Source organism: Turicibacter sp. St.80E1, assembly GCF_059728495.1.
In genome coordinates, this window is sequence record NZ_AP039386.1 from 990,154 (window position 1) to 1,013,035 (window position 22,882).

Here is a 22,882-nt window from a genome sequence, read left to right on the forward strand (position 1 = left end):
CAAAAAATGTCAAAAATAGATGTTAATAAATTAGTAAGGCACTGAATATATTGGTAGTGGTTACTCAATAATGAGATTTGTCACTGTATGGAGGTGTAAAGGATGAATAATATTGATATTACCTGCTCATTTTGTGGGAAAAGTCATGATGAAGTCAATAAAATAATTGCCGGACCGGGGGTTTACATTTGTGATGAATGTATTCAGATGTGCTCGGAAATTATTGAGAATGAACAGTCAGATGAATTAAGCGAAGAGTTTAAAACTTTACCGAAACCAAAAGAGATTTATGAATTATTAAATGAATATGTAATTGGTCAAGAAGCAGTGAAAAAGGTGCTAGCTGTAGCGGTTTATAATCACTATAAGCGCCTAACTTCAAATCATGAAGGTGACGATGGAGTTGTAATCTCAAAAAGTAATATCTTATTGCTTGGATCAACGGGAAGTGGAAAAACATTACTCGCACAAACACTAGCTAAAGTGTTGGATGTTCCGTTTGCTATTGCAGATGCAACGTCATTAACGGAGGCAGGGTACGTAGGAGAAGATGTTGAAAACATTTTACTTCGTTTATTACAAGCCGCTGATTTTAATGTTGAAAAAGCACAACGTGGAATTATCTATATTGATGAAATTGATAAAATTGCACGTCGTTCTGACAACCCTTCAATTACACGAGATGTTTCGGGTGAAGGGGTTCAACAAGCATTGTTAAAAATCTTAGAAGGTGTTGTAGCAAATGTACCACCACAAGGTGGGCGTAAGCATCCAAATCAAGAGTTTATCCAAATCGATACAACGAATATTTTATTCATGGCAGGTGGGGCTTTTGCCGGAATCGAAGAGGTTGTAAAACGTCGTATTGGTAAAAAAGTTATTGGATTTGGGGCAGACTCAGTCGCTAATAATATGAGTAAAAAAGAAATCTACAGTCATATTCAGCCGGATGATTTATTGAAATTTGGTTTGATTCCGGAGTTCATTGGTAGATTTCCAATTATCGGTGCGTTAAATCCATTAGAGGTGGAAGACTTAGTACGTATTTTAACAGAACCGAAAAATGCATTGACAAAACAGTATAAAAAAATCTTCCAAATGGATAATGTTTCTTTAGAGTTTGATGAAGGTGCGATTTCGGCCATTGCAGAGAAGGCGGTTGAGCGTAAAACGGGTGCACGTGGATTACGTTCAATTATCGAAGCTATTATGACGGATGTTATGTTTGAAATCCCTTCAACGGATAATATTGAAAAATGTATCATTACCCGTGAAGTAATTGAACATAATGAAAGACCAACATTAGTTTTTAAAAATGATGTAGCATAATGTGTATTTAGTCATATATTTGAATGGATTTGTGCTATAATAAAAGGTAGAGTAAGGAAGCTAATAGCTTCCTTTTCTATATTAGTTAAAATATTCGCTTAGGAAATACGGTCATCGTTTTAATAAACGGAGCTATTATGATAACAGAAAGTTTTAAGATTTTCGTTATTGACTAAAAGATGTAGTGTTAAAAGTACTAGTGAGGTGAGTGGAAATGAGAATAGATGTAAACAACGTTGAGGTGCATACACTCCCTGTGTTACCTGTTCGAGGTGTTGTTTCATTGCCTAATACGGAGGTTCGTTTAGAGATTGGTCGTTTACAATCAATTGAAGCTCTAGAGGCATGCGAAGCGAATGGGAATTATGTAGCGTTAGTTTCACAAATCGATCCAAATGTTGAAAGACCGCAAAGTGAAGATTTATGTCATTACGGGACTATTGCCAAGATTACAATGAAAATTAAACTTCCAAACGGACACTATAAAGTGAAGTTTAACTCTATTACTCGTATTGAGATAGAGGAGTATACGCAACTCGAACCATATTTTGAGGCACGAGTACAAACAATGCCTTCTTTATTAACGAATTCTGACAAAGAGGAAGCGATGCTTCGTTTGTTAAAAGAGGAGATTGCCGAGCATGGTAGTTTATTGTTTGCTCATCCAACCGATGTCGCTTCACTTATCGATGAGGCTGAAAATGCGATCGCTATCACGGATATAATTGCTTTTTATTTACGTATTTCAGAAGAAGATAAAATGAAATATCTTTCAATGCCTTCAGTTGAGGACAGATTATCTGCTCTTTTAAAAGAGGTTGAGAAAGAAAAACATATTGCTCAATTAGAACTGAAAATTAATCAGGAGGTTAAGCGAGCGTTAGATGAACATCAAAAAGAATTTTATCTAAGGGAAAAAATGAAGGCCATCCAAAAAGAGTTGGGTGACGAATACTCGAAAGAGGCAGTCAGTGAGGAGTTTAGAGAAAAAGTCCAATCACTTGGAATGCCGCATGCTGTAAAGGAAAAAGCGTTAGAGGAAATTAAACGTTTTGAAATGCTACCTGCTAATTCTAGTGAATCTGGTGTGGTGCGAACTTATTTAGAATGGTTAGTTGCCTTACCATGGAGTGTTCAAACTGAAGATAATAAAGATATTCTATTTGCGGAGGAAACGCTCAATAAGCAGCATTATGGACTAGAAAAGGTGAAGGAACGAATTTTAGAATATTTAGCGGTAAAAACGATGACGGGTAAAAATCCCTCAACTATCCTATGTTTAGTCGGTCCTCCAGGGGTTGGGAAAACTTCGTTAGCACGTTCTATTGCAGAGGCCTTGGGTAGAAAGTTTGTCAAGGTTTCTTTAGGGGGCGTTAAAGACGAATCTGAAATTCGAGGGCATCGCAGAACTTATCTTGGAGCATTGCCTGGACGTCTTATTCAAGCGATGAAAAAAGCGGGAACAATAAATCCTGTTTTCCTATTAGATGAAATTGATAAGATGGCCAGTGATCACAAGGGAGATCCCGCTTCTGCGATGCTAGAGGTTTTAGATCCTGAACAAAATAGTCATTTTAGTGACCATTATTTAGAAGAGGAGTATGATCTATCACAGGTTCTATTTGTGGCAACAGCCAATTATTTAGAGAATATTCCGGCTCCTCTTCGAGATCGTATGGATATCATTCACGTGGATAGTTATACTGAGCAAGAGAAGTTTCAAATTGCCATTCGTTATTTAATTCCACGACAATTAGAAATACACGGGTTAACTGCTCATCAATTAACGCTTACGGATGAGGTGGTGATGGAGCTTATCCAACACTATACGCGTGAAGCAGGGGTTCGTCAGCTTGAACGATTGATTGGTTCAATTTGTAGGAAAACGGCTAGAAAGCTTTTAGGTGAAGGAATTGACCGCATTCATGTCGATTCTACGATGTTGAAAACGTTATTAGGAAAACACAAGTTTACTCATGGATTACTTGAAGAACAGGATCAGATTGGGGTTGTCACTGGCTTAGCCTACACGCAATTCGGTGGCGATATTTTACCAGTAGAGGTAACCTATTATAAAGGGACAGGTAAAATGGTATTGACTGGTAAACTAGGTGATGTGATGAAAGAATCGGCACAGACAGCAATTAGTTATGTGCGAGCAAATGCGGAGCGATTAAACATTGATCCCCTTTTATTTAAGGATCATGATATCCATATCCATGTTCCCGAGGGAGCGACTCCGAAGGACGGACCATCTGCAGGGGTAACAATGACGACCGCTCTTGTATCTGCATTGTCGAAGAAACCTGTTAAGCGGGAAGTCGGAATGACAGGTGAGGTTACATTACGTGGTCGAGTTTTACCAATCGGTGGCTTAAAGGAAAAAACAATTTCAGCTCATCGTGCGGGATTAAAAGTTGTTATTATGCCAAAAGATAATGAAAAAGATTTAGAAGATATTCCAAAATGTGTTAAAGATGAAATGATATTTATTCCTGTTTCTACAGTAGATGAAGTTTTACAGCAGGCGTTACGATAAGGTGTGAATAATATGCAAATTAATAAAGCAGAATATGTAAAAAGTTGTGTTCGAGCTGATCACTATCCAACAGATGGATTACCGGAAATGATTTTTGCGGGGCGTTCAAACGTTGGAAAATCATCATTTATTAATTCTCTAACCAATAGAAAGCACTTAGCCCGTGTTTCGAGCCGTCCAGGGAAGACACAAACATTAAATTTCTACAATATAAATGATGAAATGTATTTAGTAGATGTTCCAGGGTATGGTTATGCTAAGGTTAATCGTTCACTAAAGGAATCATTTGGACGAATGATTGAAGAGTATTTGGTTGAACGTGAGGAACTCATTTTAGGAGTTTTACTTGTAGATTATCGTCATAAACCAACACCTGAGGATATTGCAATGTATGGATTATATAAGTATTATGAAATTCCAACATTGGTGATTGGTACAAAAAAAGATAAAGTTAATCGCAGTCAGTACAAAAAACAAGAAAAGCTTATTAAAGAGACCCTTGATTTTGATGAAGATGATGTTTTTGTTGCTTATTCATCTGAAACACACGAGGGGCGTGAAGAAGTTTTAGAAATTTTTGAAGATTTAATCAAACAATACCACGAAATTATAGTTGAAATGGAGCAAGAATAAAATTAAAATAAAAAACGGTATGAGTTCAAGTGAAGGATGAGCTCATGCCGTTTTTTAGTCCCTTATAAAGTTGATGTAGGAGTCTTTCAGTGTTATAGGGGCTAGGGAGCGGTCAAGTTAGTGATTTTACTTTTCGATGGATTAAAACGGGTCGGCATGTTGAGCAATTTTAAGTTAAGTGATGGGAAGGAACATTATATGTTGAAAATGGGATTGATAGAACTTTTTTTTCTAAATACGGTAAATTTTATTTTAAATTTAGGTTATATACGGTATAATTAGTTCTGAAAAGTGGATATAAGAGCCTACTTAGTTAGGATTATAAATAATATTTGTATCAGTTTAAGAGATAAGTTGATTTATAGGAGGGTTCAACGATGTTCAATCACTACTCAGTCTTACTTCATGAATCAATTGAAAATTTGGCTATTAAAGAGGATGGTATTTATGTGGATTGTACCTTAGGTGGTGGCGGACACAGTAGCGAGATTTTAAAGCGTTTAAAAACAGGTCATCTTTACTCATTTGATCAAGACATGTTTGCTATTGAAAATGCGACAAAACGACTAAAGGAAATAGGGGATAATTTCACCATTATAAAAAGTAATTTTGTCCATTTAAAAGAAGAGTTAAATGCACGTGGGATAGAGAAAATTGACGGAATTATTTTTGATTTAGGTGTTTCATCTCCACAATTTGATACCCCTGAGCGTGGGTTTAGTTATAACCACGATGCAAAATTGGATATGCGCATGGATCAAGAGGCCAGTCTATCTGCCTATGAGATTGTCAATGAGTGGGAGTATAAAGATTTAGAATTTATTTTTCGCGTCTATAGTGATGAAAAGTTTTCAAAACAAATTGCTCGTGCAATTGAGCGATACCGTGAAAAACAACCCATTGAAACTACGTTTGAATTGGTTGAGATTATCAAGTCCGCTATTCCAGCTCCGGCGCGTCGTAAGGGTGGTCATCCGGCGAAACGAACGTTTCAGGCATTAAGGATTGCTGTTAATGATGAATTAAAAGTTTTTGAATATGCCTTAAAGGATGCGATGGATATGTTAAACGTTAATGGCCGTGTTGCCGTTATTACGTTTCATTCGTTAGAGGATCGAATTTGTAAGCATATGTTTAAAAAACGTAGTGAATCGAAGGATATTCCGCGGGGATTACCGATTATTCCGGAAGAGTTTCAACCAGAATTTAAAGTGATAACACGGAAACCTATCGTTGCTAATGAAGGGGAGTTGGCAGAGAATAATCGTTCACATTCAGCTAAGTTAAGGGTAGCTATGCGTTTGAAGTAGAATAAGGGGGAGAATTAGATGAGTCCATTACAAAGAAGGATTGAGCATCATGAAATACCAAAACAAAAGGTAGCGTCAACGTTAAAGAAACAAAAGGTAAAGAAAAAGGGGTTATATTCTTTACAGGGATTGATTGGGATTAGTTCAGTCTTAGTTTTTATGCTTTTGATTGGTCAATTATATTTAGATGCGCAAATTAATGAGATTCACTATCGTGTTGAAAAGAAAAAATTAGAAATAGACCAACAAACGGTAGTGAATGAAGAGTTATATTCTAAAATTTCAGAACTATCTACTTATTCAAGGGCAATGGAAGTTGCCAAGAATAATGGTTTATCAACCTATGAAAACACGATTACGATTGGAGAGTAGCCCCGGTTACTCTCTATCTTTGTAATCACGCTATAAAAATGTAGTTTATCAGCTGTAAAAATCTTTGGCTTTGATATAGGAGGGAATGCCTGAATTAAAGTAAGTGATAGAGCTATAGTGTGCTTTATTTGTTAATCCAAACTGGAGAAATAATGATTGATGGGGTTGGTGTAGGTGAAGAAAAAGAAACAAAGACAACAGTTGAATAATACGGGAAGAAAGTTAATTTTCGGAACGATGATTACCTCTGGAATCCTGTTTGTTTATGTAGCAGGGTGTTTTATAAAAATTGCAGTTACTGGTGAAACAAGAGGCATGGATTTATATGAGTATGCCTTAGAAAAGTACTTAGTTGAAGATGTTGTAACAGGACGGCGAGGAACATTATATGATCGTGATGGAAACGCTCTAGCTGAACAGTTAACATCCTATACTTTATATGCTAATTTATATAGAGAATATGGGGATGTGGTAGAAAATATCGAAGAGACGGCTGAAAAGTTGAGCACAGTTATTGATTTAACAAAGGAAGAAATTGTGGATGTGCTATCTAGGGAAGCTCGTCAGGTGGAATTTGGAAATGCCGGTCGTCAATTAACTTATTTGCAAAAAGAAAAAATTGAAAATTTAAAATTGAGCGGAATAAAGTTTCGACAAAACAATAAGCGTTTTTATCCTAACGGTGTCTTTGCATCACATACGCTCGGATATACTAAATTGGATGAAGAGACCGGGACGTTGACAGGTGAGATGGGATTAGAATTATCACTTAATGATTATTTGACAGGAACGGATGGCCTAGTCCAATATATTAAAGATAAAAAGGGGTATTTACAGCCGAATAAAACGGAATATGTTATTGAACAAGCTAAGGATGGATACGATTTTTATTTAACATTGGATGCCACCATCCAAACCTTTTTAGAAGAGGCCATGGATAAGGTTTGGGAACAAGCTAATCCGAGTAGTCTGGTGGCTGTTGTTGCCAATCCAAAAACAGGGGAAATTTTGGCGATGGGAAATCGATCGAGTTTTGACCCAAATATTCGAGATATAGAAGGCTATAACAATCCAGTAGTTTCCGAGCCTTTTGAACCAGGTTCAACTATGAAAATATATACATATGCGGCAGTGATTAACGAAGGAAAATATTCTGGGGGACAGTTATTTGAATCTGGTTCGAGACTCGTTAATGGCTCAACGATTCGAGATTATAATACGACATGGGGAACAATTTCTTATGATGAAGGGTTTTATCGATCATCCAATACGGCTATTATTGATATGTTGACTCACTGGATTACTCCGGATGAAAATATTGAGTATTTGAAAAAGTTCGGGTTTGGTAGTCAGGTAGGATTGCCATTGCCGTTAGAGAGTGCCGGAACATTACCAAGTCAACGAGATTCGATGCAAAAAATTACGGCGGGATTCGGGCAGGGGATGTTAACAACTCCAATTCAACATATTCAAGCGATTACCGCTATTTTGAATGAGGGGCAAATTGTTAAGCCTCAATTAATTTCTAAAGTTTATGATTTAAATACTGAAAAGGAACTTTATCAATTTACTCGGGAGTTAGGTGAAAAGCCAATTACTGCTGAGACAGCTGAACAGGTCAAGCAGTTGATGGTAGGAGTAACTGAGAAGGAAACAGGATCAGGTCGAATTGCCTATTCGTTAAATGGGTTTACGAGTGGTGGGAAGACAGGGACTGCTCAAATCGCCGATGGTGCAAACGGGTATTTAGCAAATGATTATGTTTATAGTTATATCGGTTTTGCTCCGGTAGATGATCCCAATCTTGTCATGTATGTAGCTATGAACCAACCAGAGACGGGAGGACATGATCAATTAGGAAGTCTTTATCGATTTGTTATGCAAAATTCGCTTATTTATTTAGGGGCTGAGAAAACCCCGATGGTTGATATTTCGGATTTCTATCAAAATTCGACGGTGCCACAATTAATGAATGAACCCGTAGAGACTGCGGTAGAAAAAATAGAACAGGCAAATTTAACGCCCGTTGTTATCGGAAGCGGGACACAGACGTTTGCTCAATCACCGAAAGCTGCATCTATCGTAAGTGCATCAAGTAAAGTTTTTATACAGACCTCAAAAGAGTATGAGTTACCTGATTTTATTGGATGGACAAAAGATGAAGTGGTTCAGTTTGCAATGTTAACAGGATTAGAGGTGGATTATGAAGGTGAGGGGTATATTATTGATCAATCTGTAGCAGCGGGAGAAATGGTTACAGATTCATTAAAAGTGACGCTTACATTGTCTAAAGACGCTAAGCCATCTATGGATTCATCTAATTCTTCTGAATAAGGATAAAAAAGGACGACTGTTTCTAAATCACAGTTGTCCTTTTTTATGTGCACCCTAATGCAGAGTAAGAAAAATCATAAAATGGGAATTTATTTAATAAAGTAGAATAAATAAGGTTTTAAGATAAGGATTATGTATTTACTTGAAGATGTAATCATATAGTTACTATGGACGTATAGGAAGTAATAAATGAATCTTAAGACTATTTAACAAGGGGGATAAGAGATGAAACAGTCTGGAGTTATCCAACGACGATTGGTCGTGTTACTCTCAATTATTTTAATTTACTTTATCGCGCTCATGATTCGGTTGGCTTATTTACAAATTTTTGATTCGCAAACCTTAGTTGATCGGGCGGAGTCGTTATGGTCAAGGAATTTACCAATTGAAGGGCAACGCGGAATTATCTATGATCGTAATCACGATGCTATTGTAGAAAATGTGGTTGCTCCCTCAGCAATTGTTATTCCACGTCAGGTGACAGATGTGGACCATACTTCGGAGGTACTAGCAGAGATTTTAAACGTGAGTGTAGAGGAAGCGAAGAAACACGTGACAAAAGGGGTTTCTATTGAACGGATTCAACCCGAAGGACGTAAATTGTCGTTAGAACAAGTTCAAGCGATTCAAGAAGCGAATTTAGACGGTGTTTATCTAGTAAATGATGTGAAACGTAGTTATCCTTATGGAAGTTTATTAGCGCATACACTAGGGTTTACAGGAATTGATAATCAGGGGATTACTGGACTAGAATATGTTTATAATGATTATCTAATGGGGGAGAATGGAGTGTGGAAATATTTCTCGGATGCAAAGGGGAATTTTTTACCACAGTTTTCTGATGATTACTCGTTAGCTTCCCGTGGTTTAGATATGGAATTAACGATTGATTTACACTTGCAGGAAATTCTTGAACGGGAATTTGATAATGCGGTGGCAAAGTATAGTCCTGATCAAATGATCGGTTTAATTATGAATCCAAAGACAGGCGAAATTTTAGCTATGTCATCACGCCCAACGTATGAGCCAGAAAATTATCAGGAGTATGATCAAGAAATTTACAACCGTAATCTTCCAATCTGGTCAACATATGAACCAGGATCAACCTTTAAAATTGTTACATTTTCTGCGGCGCTTGAAGAAGGCGTTATGAAGTTAGAAGATCGTTTCTTTGATCCGGGATATGCAATTGTTGATGGTGTTCGTATCCGTGACTGGAAAGCAGGGGGACACGGGGATCAATCGATGCTTGAGGTAATTATGAACTCATGTAACCCCGGATTTATTGAATTAGGTCAACGCCTTGGAAAGGAAAAATTATTTGAATATATTAGGGCTTATGGATTTAATGAAAAAACGGGCGTTGATATGTTAGGGGAATCGCAAGGTATTATTTTCAATCCAGATAATATTGGGAATGTTGAGTTAGCAACTTCTTCGTTTGGACAAGGAAACTCAGTGACCCCTATCCAATTAGTGACGGCGGTAAGTGCTGCTGTAAATGGTGGAAATTTAATGCAGCCATATATCGTTAAGCGAATGATTCATCCTTATACAAACGAAATTTTATATGAACGTGAGCCTTCAGTGAGACGCCGAGTGATTTCAGAAGAAACATCTGAAACGATGCGCTATGCATTAGAAATGGTAGGGGCACAGGGAAGTGGTAAAAGTGCTTATATAGATGGGTATCGTGTCGGTGGAAAAACCGGAACGGCACAAAAGGCTAAAGACGGCGCATATATTAGCGGGGAGTATATCTTATCTTTTGTTGGAATTGCCCCGATGAATGATCCTGAACTCGTTGTTTATGTTGCAATTGATAATCCGAAGAATACCATTCAATATGGTGGGGTTGTTGCAGCTCCAATAGCACGCTCTATTTTAGCAGAGGCACTTCCGTATATTGGAGTGAAACCGAGCGAAGAACAAATTGAAAAGAAATATTTATGGACAGATACAAAATATGTAGCCATTCCAGATTTTGTGGGTAAGGAACCAAAAGACATTGAACCATCTGCTCTTTATAAAATTGAATATTACGGGGAAGGGTCTAAAGTTATTTCCCAACAACCAGAGGCATATTCCCGAACAATCGAAGGTGGGACTGTCCGATTATATTTAGGAAATTAGGAAAGGATAGGAGGAAGTCGTATGAATTTAGTAGAGATGAGTGAGTTGTTAGGCATTCGATTTACGGGTGAGAATCAATTAATTTCAAATTTAGCCTATGACTCACGAGATGTGAAAGACGGAGGCGTTTTCTTTGCTATTCGAGGACAAGATCAGGATGGTCACGATTATATTGAAAAGGCGATAGAAAATGGCGCCATTGCAGTTGTAGGGGAGAAGGATTTAACGTTAAGTATTCCTTATTTTCAAGTTTTTAATACGAAAAAAGCCTTAGCCGTTATTTCTAATGAATATTATGAAACACCATCAAAAGACATTAATTTAGTAGGGGTTATTGGAACAAATGGAAAAACAACAATCACCTATTTGATTCAACATGTGTTTGAATGCTTGGGCATCAATAGTGGGTTAATTGGAACAAACGGATCGTGGGTTGGAAGTAAAAAGAAGGCTACGCACACGACCCCAATGAGTTTAGATTTGAATTATTTATTAAAGGATAGTGTTAAAAATAATTTACAATATCTTGTAATGGAAGTTTCCTCACACGGAATTAAGGAAAATCGGGTGGATCAAATTCATTTTGATCGCTTGATTTTTACGAATATTACACCGGAACATTTAGACTATCACAAAACATTTGAAGATTATTTATTCACTAAAATGAGACCTTTTGTACAAATGAATGATTACCAGGATCACCGAATGGCCATCATTAATTGCGATGATGAGCATTCAGATTATTTTATTGGAGTAACTAATGGACGTATTTTAACCTACGGTTGTCGCCCGCAGGCTGACTTTTATGCAGAGGATATTGTTTACGCCATTGACCATACTACCTTTTCGCTTTATGTGAAGGGAGAATTTGTGAAGCGTGTAAAAATCCCCTTATTTGGAAAGTATAATGTTTATAATGTTTTATCAGTTATTGGTTATTTTTATTCGTTAGGTTATCCAGTGTTGGAAATTATTCCTTTTATTGAAAATGTTTCATCTGTCGAGGGGCGCTTTGAATATGTGCAAACCAAAAACGGGGTGACGATTGTTATTGATTATGCTCATAACCCAGATGCGATTTTTCAAGTATTAACGAATCTGAATGTTATTTCTCAAGGTGAAATTATCACTGTTTTAGGAGCAGGGGGAAATCGTGATAAAGCTAAACGTAAAATCATGGGTAATCATGCTTCTACATTATCGGATTATGTCTTCTTTACAAGTGATAATCCACGTAATGAGGATCCATTAAGTATCATCTATGATCTTTTGTCAGGGACAACTCACCGTAACTATACGGTTATTGTGGATCGTAAGCAGGCGATAGAAGCGGCGATTGAGAAGGCTAAGCCTAATGATCTAGTCGTTATTTTAGGGAAAGGCCACGAAAAAACCCAAAATATTAATGGTAAAGTAGTTCCTTTTAATGATAAAATAGTCGTTGAAGAAGTGATTAGAAAAAGGGGTATATAATAATGTTAAAATCAATTTTATTTGTATTAATTTTTTCGTTTTTTATGGCGACGATTATTGGACCATTCTTCATACCTTTTTTACATCGGCTAAAGTTTGGTCAGGCGATTAGGGAAGAGGGTCCACAATCCCATCGTAAAAAATCTGGGACACCAACGATGGGAGGGATTATTTTTATTACCTCGATTGTCGTTATATTATTAGTGGCGGTACTCTTTACGAAGTATACGGGTATGACAAACGAACTAATGATGTTGCTTTTAACATTGGTTGGTTTTGGGCTCATTGGTTTTATTGATGACTTTATTATTGTTGTTCGTAAAAATAATGAAGGACTTAAACCGAAACAGAAGTTATTGGCACAACTTGTATTAGCAGCAGTCTTTTTCTACTTATTTTTAAAGAGTGGATATTCTACAGAGTTATCGTTCTTTAATCTATTTAGTGTAAATTTACATTGGCTTTATGGATTATTTATTTTATTCTGGATGGTCGGATTTTCAAATGCTGTTAATCTTACAGACGGTTTAGACGGATTATGCGGTGGCGTGAGCGTTATTACCTTTGGAGCATTCGGAATGATTGCCGTTGCGATGCAACAACCGAGTATTGCTTTATTTTGTTTTGCAGTTGTGGGGGCCCTATTTGGATTTTTAGTTTTTAATTTAAATCCAGCTAAAGTATTTATGGGTGACACGGGATCTTTAGCACTTGGAGCAGCTATTGCAGCCGTCTCTATCTTACTGAAACAAGAGTTGTTATTGGTGATTATCGGACTTGTCTATGTTATTGAAACATTATCAGTTATTATTCAGGTTGCATACTATAAACGGACGAAGAAGCGTCTATTTAAAATGGCACCTATTCACCATCACTTTGAGTTATGCGGTTGGAGTGAATGGAAGGTTGTTATTTTCTTGTGGTCTGTTACTTTAGTGTGTGCCGCAATCGGATTAGTTATCGCAATCTAAGGTAGGAGACCCTTAGATTGTGGAAAAGGATGATTGAAATGAAAAAAATAGTGAAATATAAAAATAAAAAAGTCTTAGTCATGGGATTAGCCAAAAGTGGAAAGGCTGCGGCGAGACTTTTAAGAAAATTAGGTGCCCATGTTGTGATTAATGATCGTCAACCATTGCCTGAAAATTCAGATGCTAAGGAAATGGTAGCAGAGGGATTTGAGGTAGTGGTAGGAGGGCATCCCCTAGAATTATTAGATCAAAATTTTGATTTTATTGTTAAAAATCCTGGGATTCCTTATTTAAAGGTTCCGTTATTAATGGAGGCACTCAAACGCCAGATTCCTGTCTTAACAGAAGTGCAATTGGCTTACGATGTGAGCGAAGCCCCTTTTATTGGGATTACAGCAACAAATGGGAAGACGACAACAACAACATTGATTTATGAAATGTTAAAAGAAGGTCAATTAAATCCATTGATTGCGGGGAATATCGGGGAAGTTGCCTCATTGGTAGCGGAAGGAGCAAGTCAAGATCAGGTATTGGTTACCGAACTATCTTCCTTTCAATTGATGGGAATTGACTCATTTAAACCACAAATCTCACTGCTATTAAATATTACGGAGGCGCATTTAGACTATCATTCGGATATTGAGGAGTATCGTCAGGCAAAGCTTAATCTCATTGCTAATCAAACATCTGATCAGTATTGTGTGTACAATGCGGATGATGAGGTGATTGTCAAGGGAATTACCCAAACGGCAGCAACATGCGTTCCTTTTTCTCTTTACAGGGAGGTAGAGGGAGCATATCTATCTAATGGATCGATTTATTTTAAAGGTGAAAAAATTATTGATGTTGATGCCATCTTATTAAAAGGGGAGCATAATTTACAGGATGTATTAGGTGCGGTCGCAGTTAGTAAATTGTACGGATGTGACACGGCTTCGATTCAACGTGTATTAATGCGTTTTTCTGGGGTTAGACATCGTTTACAATATGTGGCGACCATTGCTGGGGTTGATTATTATAATAACTCAAAGGCAACTAATGTCATTGCTACCCAAACAGCATTAAATGCCTTTGATGACTCTATCATTCTTTTAGCGGGTGGCTTGGATCGCCAACATGATTTGAGCGGTCTAATTCCATACTTCCCTAAAATAAAAATGCTTATTTCTTTCGGGCAGACGAAAGAACGTTTTAAACAATTGGCTGATGAATATTCACTTCCATGCGTAGCCGTTGATACGTTGGAGGAGGCAATGGATGCCGCCGTTAAGGTTGCCCGCGAGAAGGATCATGTTCTCTTATCTCCAGCGTGCGCAAGTTGGGATCAATATCCAAATTTTGAAACTCGCGGGGATCATTTTATTGACTTAGTAGAGAAACTTAAAAATAAAAACTTATAGAAAATTAAATGATTGAACTAGGAGCATTGGATACGATCCATCTCCTAGTTTTTTTATGGAATATATGACAACATGATTCAAGGAAAAAGGCTCATAAATAGGTATTTACTACGGATCTATCCTGTTTTTCTCGTTGACTATCTAGATTGATTTGAGGAGTGGCATTTCATGAGGGATAATTGATTATTAAATGAAAGACTTCTATTTTTTATTAGCTTATGGAAGGGAAGATAAAACGACAATTTCAAAACCCGCGGCAAATTAATAAATGATTAATAGTGCTTGGTATGGTGGGCGTATATATTTTTTTAACAATGTTTAGACTGAGGGGGATGTAAAAGGTACGGTCTGATTTGCAGTAAGCGTGTATCATTGTAAAAATGGTGGGCATGAAAAAAACCGTCTTCATTTAGATGAAGGCGGTTTTTTTAAGAAGGAGCATTTAAAGTCATTTTGAATAAACTATTAGTGGTTAGAACTACGATACTTACTAAATTTATTGTTTAAATTACTTAATATAACGACTGATATTTAAAATAATCCCAATTGATAATAAGGTGACTGTTAAAGATGATCCACCATAACTCATTAATGGTAAGGTAATTCCTGTTACGGGCAATAGGCCAATAACAACCCCAATATTAATCATAACTTGAATCATTAACATAGACATTATTCCAACGACAATATATTTTGCAAAAAGATCATCTGTTTTTAAAATAAGATAGGTACATCTAGCAAAGAAAAGGATGAATAGAATTAGGACTCCAACTGAACCAATAAACCCTAACTCTTCGGAAACAATAGCGAAAATAAAGTCGGTTTGGGGCTCAGGGAGGTAAAAATACTTTTGAACACTATTTCCTAATCCTGCACCGAATAACCCCCCTGGGGCAATGGCATATAATGATTGGATAATCTGAAATCCTGAACCAATTGGGTCACTCCAAGGATCAAGATAAGCGGTAATTCGCTCTAAACGATAAGGTGCGGATATAATTAAGGCCACAATTCCAGCGACCCCGGTGAGGATAAAGTACATAAAATAACGAATAGGGACACCACAAACAAATAGCATGACAAACCCTGTTCCAACGAGCACCATCCCACTACCAAAATCGGGTTGAAGCATAATCACACCGAAGACCAGTAGGATGCAAAAAAGTAAAGGAATAACTCCCTTTTTGAATGTTTTTGCATCTTCTACATAGGTGCTCATGTACTTGGCCAAAAAGATGATGAGACCAAATTTCATAAACTCTGAAGGTTGGATGGAAAAGGCACCGATTCCAATCCAACTTCGCGCCCCCCCACGAACCATTCCGATTCCTGGGACGAGAACAAGAATAAGTAAAATTAAACTTCCGAAGAAAAAAGTTGAGGCATATTTTTTATAGATGGGATAATCAATTCGCGAAACTGCAAGCATCCCGATAACTCCTATTCCAGCAAACAACAATTGTCGTTTGAAAAAGTAGAAAGCATCATCAAATTTATATTCTGCCCAAATATAAGAAGAGGAGAGGACAAAAATTAAACCGATGGTACTAATACTTAAAGCGAGGAGTAGGGTTAATAAATCAATTGAAGGTAATTTGTTTTTCATTAGAATTCCCCTTTGCTTCAAAATATATAATAATGTATATGACAGAAAGTGAAGGGAATTGAGATAAATATTAAAAAAATATAAATGAGGTGAAGTTTTGGAAATGAAAAAAAATTTTTTTTAACGAAAAAAATGAAATTAAATAATATTTCGATGAATTTTAAAATACGCTAACAGATTTTGTTTAAAATATGTTAGAATATAAAATGATAAAAAGACAATAAGGTCTAATAAGGAGTGAGAATATGCGCGTCCTTGTCACTGGTGGTGGAACGGGTGGTCATATTTATCCTGCGCTTGCTGTTATTCGAGCATTGCAAGAGGTGGATGACCAACTGGAAGTTTTATACATAGGAACTGAAAAAGGATTAGAAAATGAAATTGTGACCCGAGAGGGAATACCGTTTAAGTATATTGAGATAGCTGGATTTAAGCGTTCTTTATCTTTTGAGAATGTCAAAACAATTATGAAATTTTTTAAATCTGTCTCAGTATCAAAAAAATATATTAAAGAGTTTAAACCGGATGTTGTGATTGGAACTGGGGGATATGTTTGTGGCCCTGTTGTTTACAGTGCATCGAGATTAAAGGTACCAACTATTATTCATGAACAGAATAGTTTACCGGGGGTTACGAATAAATTTTTATCACGATATGTGAATAAAGTCGCGATTTGTTTTGAAGAGGCGCGCTCATATTTTCCGCAAGATAAGGTAGTGTTAACAGGGAATCCGCGAGCAACAGAGGTAGCGGCAACATTAAAGCTTGGAAAAAGTGCCCTTGGTTTAAATCCTCATAAGAAAACCGTAATGATTAGTGGTGGAAGCCGTGGAGCAGAGCCGATTAATGAGGCGGTCTTGTCTATGATTAAAAAATACGAGGAAGCGGATTATGAGGTCGTCTTTGTGACAGGAAACAAACATTATGAAACGATTAAAAATCAAATAGAAAATGTGGAACAGTTAAAAAATGTTCACGTGTTACCCTTTATTAATAACATGCCACAATATCTTGTGAATATGGATCTGTTTGTTGGGCGCTCAGGGGCAACATTTTTGGCTGAAGTGACGGCACTAGGTGTTCCGTGTATTTTGATTCCTTCACCGTATGTGACGGCTAACCATCAAGAATATAATGCACGAAGTTTAACTGACCATGGCGGGGGAGTTTTGTTGCTTGAAAAAGAGTTAACGGGAGAACGACTCTATCAGGAGATTGATCGTATAATGAAAGATTGCCAATTGCGTTTAAATATGCAAAACACCTCGAAACAACTAGGGATTCCAGATGCAGCGCATCGTTTAATTAATGTGATGAATGAAATTATTGAGAAAAAGTAGGTGTTTTTAATGTTTAAAAGTTTTATAGAGGAGTATAGAGGGAATGACCTTGGGGTACTAATTGAGAATGAGCCACTTGCTAAGCATACAACGTTTCGGGTAGGGGGGCCTGCCCGTATCTTTGTCGTGCCGAATGCAAAGGAGTCTTTAATCCAAACCATAAGTCTTGTTAAAAAGTATCATTTGAATTATAAGGTGATTGGACGTGGCTCAAATTTATTACCATCAGATCATTTATTTGATGGCGTAATCATTAAGTGTGATAAAGGACTTGATCATATTGAGATTAACGAGAATTACGTTACAGTAGGTGCCGGGGTTTCGACGATTCTTCTTGCAAACCGTGTCTCTAAACAAAATTTATCAGGATTAGAATTTATATCAGGTGTTCCAGGTTCAGTTGGTGGGGCAATATACATGAATGCTGGGGCTTATAATAAAGAGATTAAAGATGTTTTAGTGAAGGTTTTAATTCTAGACGATAAGGGTGAATTAAATTGGGTATCACCGGATGAGTTAAACTTTGGCTATCGAACATCGATTATGCAAATGAATCGTCATTGGACAATTGTTGAAGCCGTTTTAGAATTAGAGCAGGGAGTCTATGAAGAAATCGTTGAGTTAATGAAAATGCGTAAAATTCGCCGCATTGAATCACAACCTACTAATCTACCATCGGCTGGAAGTACTTTTAGAAATCCGTTACCTCATTATTCATGGCAACTAATTGAGGAGGCAGGATTACGAGGGGTACGAATAGGTGGAGCTGAAGTTTCAAAGAAACATTGTAATTTTGTTGTAAATGTAGGAGATGCCACTGCACAAGATATCTATGATTTAATCCAACACGTACAAAACGTCGTATTTGAAAAAAGTGGAATCGAGTTACATCCAGAGGTTGAAATGTTTAACTGGTAGGTGAAGGGGAGCATGAATGTAAAAAAAGTTGTTTTTATGGAGCAGTACCGTCAAAAAAATAAACAGAATAAACCGAAAAAAAGACTAAAAAAGAGGCTTAATACCTTCTTTTTTAGTCTCTTTGTTATGGGCGTTATTGGAGGGGTTTTTTATTTTACGTCTCCCCTGAGAAAATTATCTATGGTGTATTTTGAGGGGCTCAATTACGTATCACGTTCTGAGGTTTTGCAATTAGCAAATCTTAGTTATGATGATGACTATTTTAAACTTAAAACAAAGAAAATCGCGTCGCAAATTCAAAAACATCCACTCATTACAAAGGCGGTAGTTACAAGGGTAGGATTAAATGAATTAAGAATTTTAGTAGAGGAAAAGGATGTTATTGGGTGCGTTGATATGGGAGATGGATATCAGTATGTATTAAGTGATGGTCATTTGATTGAACAAAGTAATACGTTAGATGTTGTCTGTCCCGGAACAATTATTTACGGGTTAACCGAAAAAACATTAAAGGAACCAGTTTTGGGATTATTTATTGAGTCCATGATGAAGCTAGATCCGATTTTAATTAACTTAATAAAGGAAATCCACTATGAACCCTTATATGGGGATAACAACCGGTTTTCCTTATTTCTACAGGATGGTAATACGATTAAGGTAAATAGCTACAGTATGGTTGAAAAGTTAAAATATTATCAAACAATGGTTGATCAGGTGAGACAGTTGTCCGAAGGGCAATGTGGAACCTATTATTTAGACGTAGGGGATTATTTTGAACCTTATTCGGGTGCTAATTCGGTTTTATTCGACAATAAAGGAGAACAGGACGTGCAAGAGGAATAGACTGTGGATAAATAATGTGTATAATATGTGATTAATCGTCATTATATTTTGTAAATACTCTTTTCATCGTCTCAAAAATATAGTAAAATAAATTATGATATTATGGTAATAAAACCGTATGTTAGTGGAGTGGTTAGAGGTGAAAAATAATATTTATGCTTGCTTAGAAATAGGTTGTGCAGAAGTTAGATTGATGGTGTGTAATATTAGGCAGGAACGCCTGTATGTTTTATCACAACAATCTATTGTAACGGCTGGAATTGAAAATGGAACTGTCGTTAACGTAAATCAAATTGTTGAAAAATTAAAACGATTAAAAGCTAATGTTGAGGCGGATCTTAAGCAAGACATTCAAAATGTTGTGTTAGCTATTCCAAGTGTAGAATGCCGTATTGATAACGTTGTTAAATCATTGGAACTAGACTCTAATCAACCAATTAGTCACGCTAATATTAAACAGTTGTTCCGTGATATTATTACGCAACCGACATATCATGATCAAGTAGCCATTAATGTGATGCCGCGAGCTTTTGTGGTAGATGATAAAAATACAATTCAAAACCCTCTTGGGATTATTGGAAAAGAATTGGTCTTACATGCACAAAAAATAACGGCTTCTGCGTCTGTCGTGTATAATCTCATTAATATTGCTGAGTTAGCAGGATTCCGAATTGCGGATATTGTTTTAGGAAGTATCACAGAGATGATGTATGTGTTAACACCGGAACAATTGAAAAAAGGAGCATGCCATGTCAATATTGGGAAGGGGATGACCACGATTACGGTTGTCCACTCGGGGAAAATTGTTTCTTCGGTATCATTGTCAACGGGTGGTCAAGATGTAACGAAGCACATTAGTGAAAACCTCAAGATTGATGAACCCTTAGCAGAAATGTTAAAACTAAATTTCGGTAAAGTTTGTTCTGAATCTTCGTCGACTGAAATTATTTATGCAGATGAAGTAGAGGGACAATTTACATGCATTACGCGTCAAATGTTAAGCGATAGTCTCACTATTAAATACGAGAATATTTTGAAGTTAGTCAAACAGTATTTAATGGAAAATTGCTATAAGTATGATCAAATGGATTATATTTTTACGGGTGGTGCAAGCGAAATAGAAGGACTTAACACATTAGCGAAAAAGATTTTTCATCAAGAGGTGACAATTTGTACGCCAATGATGTTAGGAGCCCGAAGTGCTAAATATGTAAAATTAATTGGGATGGCAACATTTATTCATGAAATATCATTGTTGACTGGACAAAAAAGTAATATAATTGACTTTAGCAAATATGAAAATGTCCTAGTCCATGCTATTGATAGTCGAGAGGAACTTGAAGTGGTAGAAGAAACACCCAAGATAAAGGAACAACAAGAGAGGACGTTTATGGACCATAAGCTAGAAAATAGTGGTGTCTTAGTTCGGATTTTCGATATGATATTTGATGAAAAAGTAGAATAGAAGTAAAAGGAAAGAGGAGGTTTCAGGGATGGAAGGTTTCGGATTTGGAAATGAATTTACATATGCCCCAAGAATTATTGTTGTAGGTGTAGGTGGCGGTGGAAGTAATGCCGTGAATCGTATGATTGAAAATGATGTGCAAGGAGTAGAGTTTGTCGTTGTTAATACGGATGCACAAGCGTTAAATTTAGCAATTGCAGATCGTAAATTTCAAATCGGACGTGATTTAACACGCGGATTAGGCGCAGGAGGGAATCCAGAGGTTGGACAACATGCAGCTGAAGAAAATTTAAGTGAATTAAAAGAGTTAGTAAAGGGAGCCGACATGGTCTTCATTACTTGCGGAATGGGTGGAGGAACAGGAACTGGTGCAGCACCTGTTATTGCCAAAGCTGCAAAAGAAAGTGGAGCTTTAACGGTAGGAATTATTACACGCCCGTTTACATTTGAAGGAAAACGCCGAACAGATTTTGCTTTACGCGGTATTGCAGAACTAAAGGCGAATGTTGATACATTAATTTCTGTTCCTAATGATCGATTATTACAAATTGTAGATCGTACGACTCCAATGTTAGAAGCATTCCGCGAAGCGGATAACGTTTTACGTCAAGGTGTTCAAGGAATTTCAGAAATTATTGCCGTTCCAGGTTTAATTAACCTCGATTTCGCCGATGTAAAAACAGTTATGCATAATAAGGGATCAGCTATTATGGGAATTGGTTTAGGAACAGGTGAAAATCGTGCAACAGAGGCGGCGAAAAAAGCGATTGCGAGTCCATTATTAGAAAATGATATTGATGGGGCAACAGATGCTATTATTAATATTTCAGGTGGAATGGATATTGCCTTATTTGAAGTTGATGAAGCTTTACGAACAATTCGTGATGCCTCAACAACAGAAATTAATATTATTTATGGTGCTACAATTAATCCTGATTTAGGGGAAGATTTAATTGTAACGGTTATTGCGACTGGATTTGATGAAACAAATGCAACAGCAAAACCGGTAGAAATGTTAATTGGTGATAATAGAAATAAAAAGACAACTACACCACAAGCGGAGCAAGAAGCTCCAACAACACCGGAGCAACCAAAACCATCACAACCTAAACGTCAACCATTCGGTGGGGATAATGTTGAAATGATCCCTAACTGGTTAATGAATCGTTATAAATAAAAAGAGAGCTATGTCTCTCTTTTTTTTATGTAGACATAGTTCGTTTGAACTGCGTGATTATCTAAGAGACTTTAAATAAATATTTTTAATATTATTATAGAAAATCCCCTTTATTTTATACGTCGATTGTTAAAAAGAAGCAAAATTAGTGGTTATTTTTTCTAAATAAAGTCAGGATTGAACAAAGAATTGACAGATTTTACACATGGTTTTGGATAAAATGTAGAGGTAATCGAGGGGATAGAAAAGGGGGGAGATATAGATGTACCTAGATTTGTTCATCATTCAAAATTTAATTTACGACTATCTCATTTTAAATGGTGTAGCCATCTTAACTGAAGAAAGAATGAAGCTCTCCCGCTTAAGTTTGGGACTTTTGAGTAGTCTAGTACTGAGTGCTATGTTATTCATGATAGACTTTACCGCATTAGCAGGCGGTGTTCCAATTGTTGTTTTACTCATTGTCTTTTCAAAGGGGAATCTTAAAGGGTTTATTACCAAAACCTTATATTTTTATTGCTTGAGTTTTATTTTAAGTGGTTCTATTTATACGATTAGTCATTTTATTAAATTTGATTTAACAATTGTTCCATATATTTGTGTTTTAATGGTGCTTTCGTTTGTTGTGACATTAATATATATCTTAAAGGTTCGCTGGTTAAATAGTCAGCAGTTAATTGACCAGTTTATTTATGAGGTGCGTATTTTTTGTGGATCAACTGAGCTAAAGGGGAGTGGATTCGTTGATACCGGGAATCATTTAACAGATGAAAAAACAGCATTACCTATTATGATGGTTCCAAAAGAGATGCTTTGTTTAGGGGAGATTGAAGAATTCTTGAATAGGCAATCGATCTCATCATGGTCGACTGGTTACTCGGTCATAAATGATGATCAACAGAGATTGTTAGTTTTTAAACCGACACTGTTATTAATTAATGATAAGGTGATACAGAATGTGCTCATAGGGGTTGTAGAAAATCAATTTTATGAATACGATTTTTTACTTCAACCAAGTATAGTAAGAAGTATCTAGATG

At 36.5% G+C, this 22,882-nt stretch carries 17 protein-coding genes; 16 read left to right on the forward strand and 1 reads right to left on the reverse strand.

Annotation, left to right across the window (positions count from 1 at the left end):
- Window positions 1–102: 102 nt before the first annotated feature.
- From clpX to murD, 10 genes are all read left to right on the forward strand, one after another.
- On the forward strand, window positions 103–1,329 hold the full coding sequence (gene clpX / locus AC6I0I_RS04905) for an ATP-dependent Clp protease ATP-binding subunit ClpX (protein WP_262950432.1): 1,227 nt from the start codon (window positions 103–105) through the stop codon (window positions 1,327–1,329).
- Between the two features lie 214 nt (window positions 1,330–1,543).
- Complete coding sequence (gene lon, locus AC6I0I_RS04910; protein WP_262950431.1) at window positions 1,544–3,868, forward strand: endopeptidase La; 2,325 nt, start codon at window positions 1,544–1,546, stop codon at window positions 3,866–3,868.
- Between the two features lie 12 nt (window positions 3,869–3,880).
- Complete coding sequence (gene yihA, locus AC6I0I_RS04915) at window positions 3,881–4,501, forward strand: ribosome biogenesis GTP-binding protein YihA/YsxC (protein WP_161831697.1); 621 nt, start codon at window positions 3,881–3,883, stop codon at window positions 4,499–4,501.
- Between the two features lie 377 nt (window positions 4,502–4,878).
- Window positions 4,879–5,811 carry a 16S rRNA (cytosine(1402)-N(4))-methyltransferase RsmH gene (gene rsmH, locus AC6I0I_RS04920; RefSeq protein ID WP_161831698.1) on the forward strand — a complete coding sequence of 311 codons (933 nt, stop codon included), beginning with the start codon at window positions 4,879–4,881 and terminating at the stop codon, window positions 5,809–5,811.
- 18 nt (window positions 5,812–5,829) lie between these two features.
- Window positions 5,830–6,183: a cell division protein FtsL gene (locus AC6I0I_RS04925; protein ID WP_161831699.1), complete on the forward strand. Its 354-nt coding sequence runs from the start codon at window positions 5,830–5,832 to the stop codon at window positions 6,181–6,183.
- Between the two features lie 174 nt (window positions 6,184–6,357).
- Window positions 6,358–8,517 (forward strand): penicillin-binding transpeptidase domain-containing protein, encoded by a 2,160-nt coding sequence (locus AC6I0I_RS04930; protein ID WP_262950430.1) that lies wholly within the window; start codon window positions 6,358–6,360, stop codon window positions 8,515–8,517.
- A gap of 225 nt (window positions 8,518–8,742) precedes the next feature.
- Window positions 8,743–10,650, forward strand: a complete 1,908-nt coding sequence (locus AC6I0I_RS04935) for a stage V sporulation protein D (RefSeq protein WP_161831700.1) — start codon at window positions 8,743–8,745, stop codon at window positions 10,648–10,650.
- Between the two features lie 21 nt (window positions 10,651–10,671).
- Window positions 10,672–12,123, forward strand: coding sequence for a UDP-N-acetylmuramoyl-L-alanyl-D-glutamate--2,6-diaminopimelate ligase (locus AC6I0I_RS04940; RefSeq protein WP_262953727.1), 1,452 nt, complete (start codon window positions 10,672–10,674; stop codon window positions 12,121–12,123).
- A gap of 2 nt (window positions 12,124–12,125) precedes the next feature.
- Window positions 12,126–13,094, forward strand: coding sequence for a phospho-N-acetylmuramoyl-pentapeptide-transferase (gene mraY, locus AC6I0I_RS04945; protein ID WP_161831702.1), 969 nt, complete (start codon window positions 12,126–12,128; stop codon window positions 13,092–13,094).
- A gap of 38 nt (window positions 13,095–13,132) precedes the next feature.
- Complete coding sequence (murD, locus tag AC6I0I_RS04950; RefSeq protein WP_161831703.1) at window positions 13,133–14,494, forward strand: UDP-N-acetylmuramoyl-L-alanine--D-glutamate ligase; 1,362 nt, start codon at window positions 13,133–13,135, stop codon at window positions 14,492–14,494.
- Window positions 14,495–15,002: 508 nt separating this feature from the next.
- Here murD and spoVE read toward each other — a convergent pair.
- A complete protein-coding gene (spoVE, locus tag AC6I0I_RS04955) occupies window positions 15,003–16,100 on the reverse strand; it encodes a stage V sporulation protein E (protein ID WP_161831704.1) in 1,098 nt (365 codons plus the stop codon).
- Window positions 16,101–16,345: 245 nt separating this feature from the next.
- Here spoVE and murG point away from each other — a divergent pair, with 245 nt between their 5' ends.
- The 6 genes from murG (at window position 16,346) to AC6I0I_RS04985 (ending at window position 22,879) form a co-directional block, all read left to right on the forward strand.
- A complete protein-coding gene (gene murG / locus AC6I0I_RS04960) occupies window positions 16,346–17,440 on the forward strand; it encodes an undecaprenyldiphospho-muramoylpentapeptide beta-N-acetylglucosaminyltransferase (RefSeq protein WP_161831705.1) in 1,095 nt (364 codons plus the stop codon).
- A 9-nt stretch (window positions 17,441–17,449) separates the two neighbouring features.
- Window positions 17,450–18,358 carry a UDP-N-acetylmuramate dehydrogenase gene (gene murB / locus AC6I0I_RS04965; RefSeq protein WP_161831706.1) on the forward strand — a complete coding sequence of 303 codons (909 nt, stop codon included), beginning with the start codon at window positions 17,450–17,452 and terminating at the stop codon, window positions 18,356–18,358.
- A 12-nt stretch (window positions 18,359–18,370) separates the two neighbouring features.
- The gene (locus AC6I0I_RS04970; RefSeq protein ID WP_161831707.1) at window positions 18,371–19,201 is read left to right on the forward strand and encodes a cell division protein FtsQ/DivIB; all 831 of its coding nucleotides are present in this window, start codon (window positions 18,371–18,373) and stop codon (window positions 19,199–19,201) included.
- A gap of 139 nt (window positions 19,202–19,340) precedes the next feature.
- On the forward strand, window positions 19,341–20,666 hold the full coding sequence (locus tag AC6I0I_RS04975; RefSeq protein ID WP_262950427.1) for a cell division protein FtsA: 1,326 nt from the start codon (window positions 19,341–19,343) through the stop codon (window positions 20,664–20,666).
- A 28-nt stretch (window positions 20,667–20,694) separates the two neighbouring features.
- Window positions 20,695–21,843, forward strand: a complete 1,149-nt coding sequence (ftsZ, locus tag AC6I0I_RS04980) for a cell division protein FtsZ (RefSeq protein WP_161831709.1) — start codon at window positions 20,695–20,697, stop codon at window positions 21,841–21,843.
- Window positions 21,844–22,105: 262 nt separating this feature from the next.
- Complete coding sequence (locus AC6I0I_RS04985; RefSeq protein WP_161831710.1) at window positions 22,106–22,879, forward strand: sigma-E processing peptidase SpoIIGA; 774 nt, start codon at window positions 22,106–22,108, stop codon at window positions 22,877–22,879.
- Window positions 22,880–22,882: the final 3 nt, after the last annotated feature.

Excerpts from the sequence above, each read along its gene's own strand:
- clpX (WP_262950432.1), top strand. The coding sequence starts at position 103 with ATGAATAATATTGATATTACCTGCTCATTTTGTGGGAAAAGTCATGAT.
- lon (WP_262950431.1), top strand. The coding sequence starts at position 1,544 with ATGAGAATAGATGTAAACAACGTTGAGGTGCATACACTCCCTGTGTTA.
- yihA (WP_161831697.1), top strand. The coding sequence starts at position 3,881 with ATGCAAATTAATAAAGCAGAATATGTAAAAAGTTGTGTTCGAGCTGAT.
- rsmH (WP_161831698.1), top strand. The coding sequence starts at position 4,879 with ATGTTCAATCACTACTCAGTCTTACTTCATGAATCAATTGAAAATTTG.
- AC6I0I_RS04925 (WP_161831699.1), top strand. The coding sequence starts at position 5,830 with ATGAGTCCATTACAAAGAAGGATTGAGCATCATGAAATACCAAAACAA.
- AC6I0I_RS04935 (WP_161831700.1), top strand. The coding sequence starts at position 8,743 with ATGAAACAGTCTGGAGTTATCCAACGACGATTGGTCGTGTTACTCTCA.
- AC6I0I_RS04940 (WP_262953727.1), top strand. The coding sequence starts at position 10,672 with ATGAATTTAGTAGAGATGAGTGAGTTGTTAGGCATTCGATTTACGGGT.
- mraY (WP_161831702.1), top strand. The coding sequence starts at position 12,126 with ATGTTAAAATCAATTTTATTTGTATTAATTTTTTCGTTTTTTATGGCG.
- murD (WP_161831703.1), top strand. The coding sequence starts at position 13,133 with ATGAAAAAAATAGTGAAATATAAAAATAAAAAAGTCTTAGTCATGGGA.
- spoVE (WP_161831704.1), bottom strand. The coding sequence starts at position 16,100 with ATGAAAAACAAATTACCTTCAATTGATTTATTAACCCTACTCCTCGCT.
- murG (WP_161831705.1), top strand. The coding sequence starts at position 16,346 with ATGCGCGTCCTTGTCACTGGTGGTGGAACGGGTGGTCATATTTATCCT.
- murB (WP_161831706.1), top strand. The coding sequence starts at position 17,450 with ATGTTTAAAAGTTTTATAGAGGAGTATAGAGGGAATGACCTTGGGGTA.
- AC6I0I_RS04970 (WP_161831707.1), top strand. The coding sequence starts at position 18,371 with ATGAATGTAAAAAAAGTTGTTTTTATGGAGCAGTACCGTCAAAAAAAT.
- ftsZ (WP_161831709.1), top strand. The coding sequence starts at position 20,695 with ATGGAAGGTTTCGGATTTGGAAATGAATTTACATATGCCCCAAGAATT.
- AC6I0I_RS04985 (WP_161831710.1), top strand. The coding sequence starts at position 22,106 with ATGTACCTAGATTTGTTCATCATTCAAAATTTAATTTACGACTATCTC.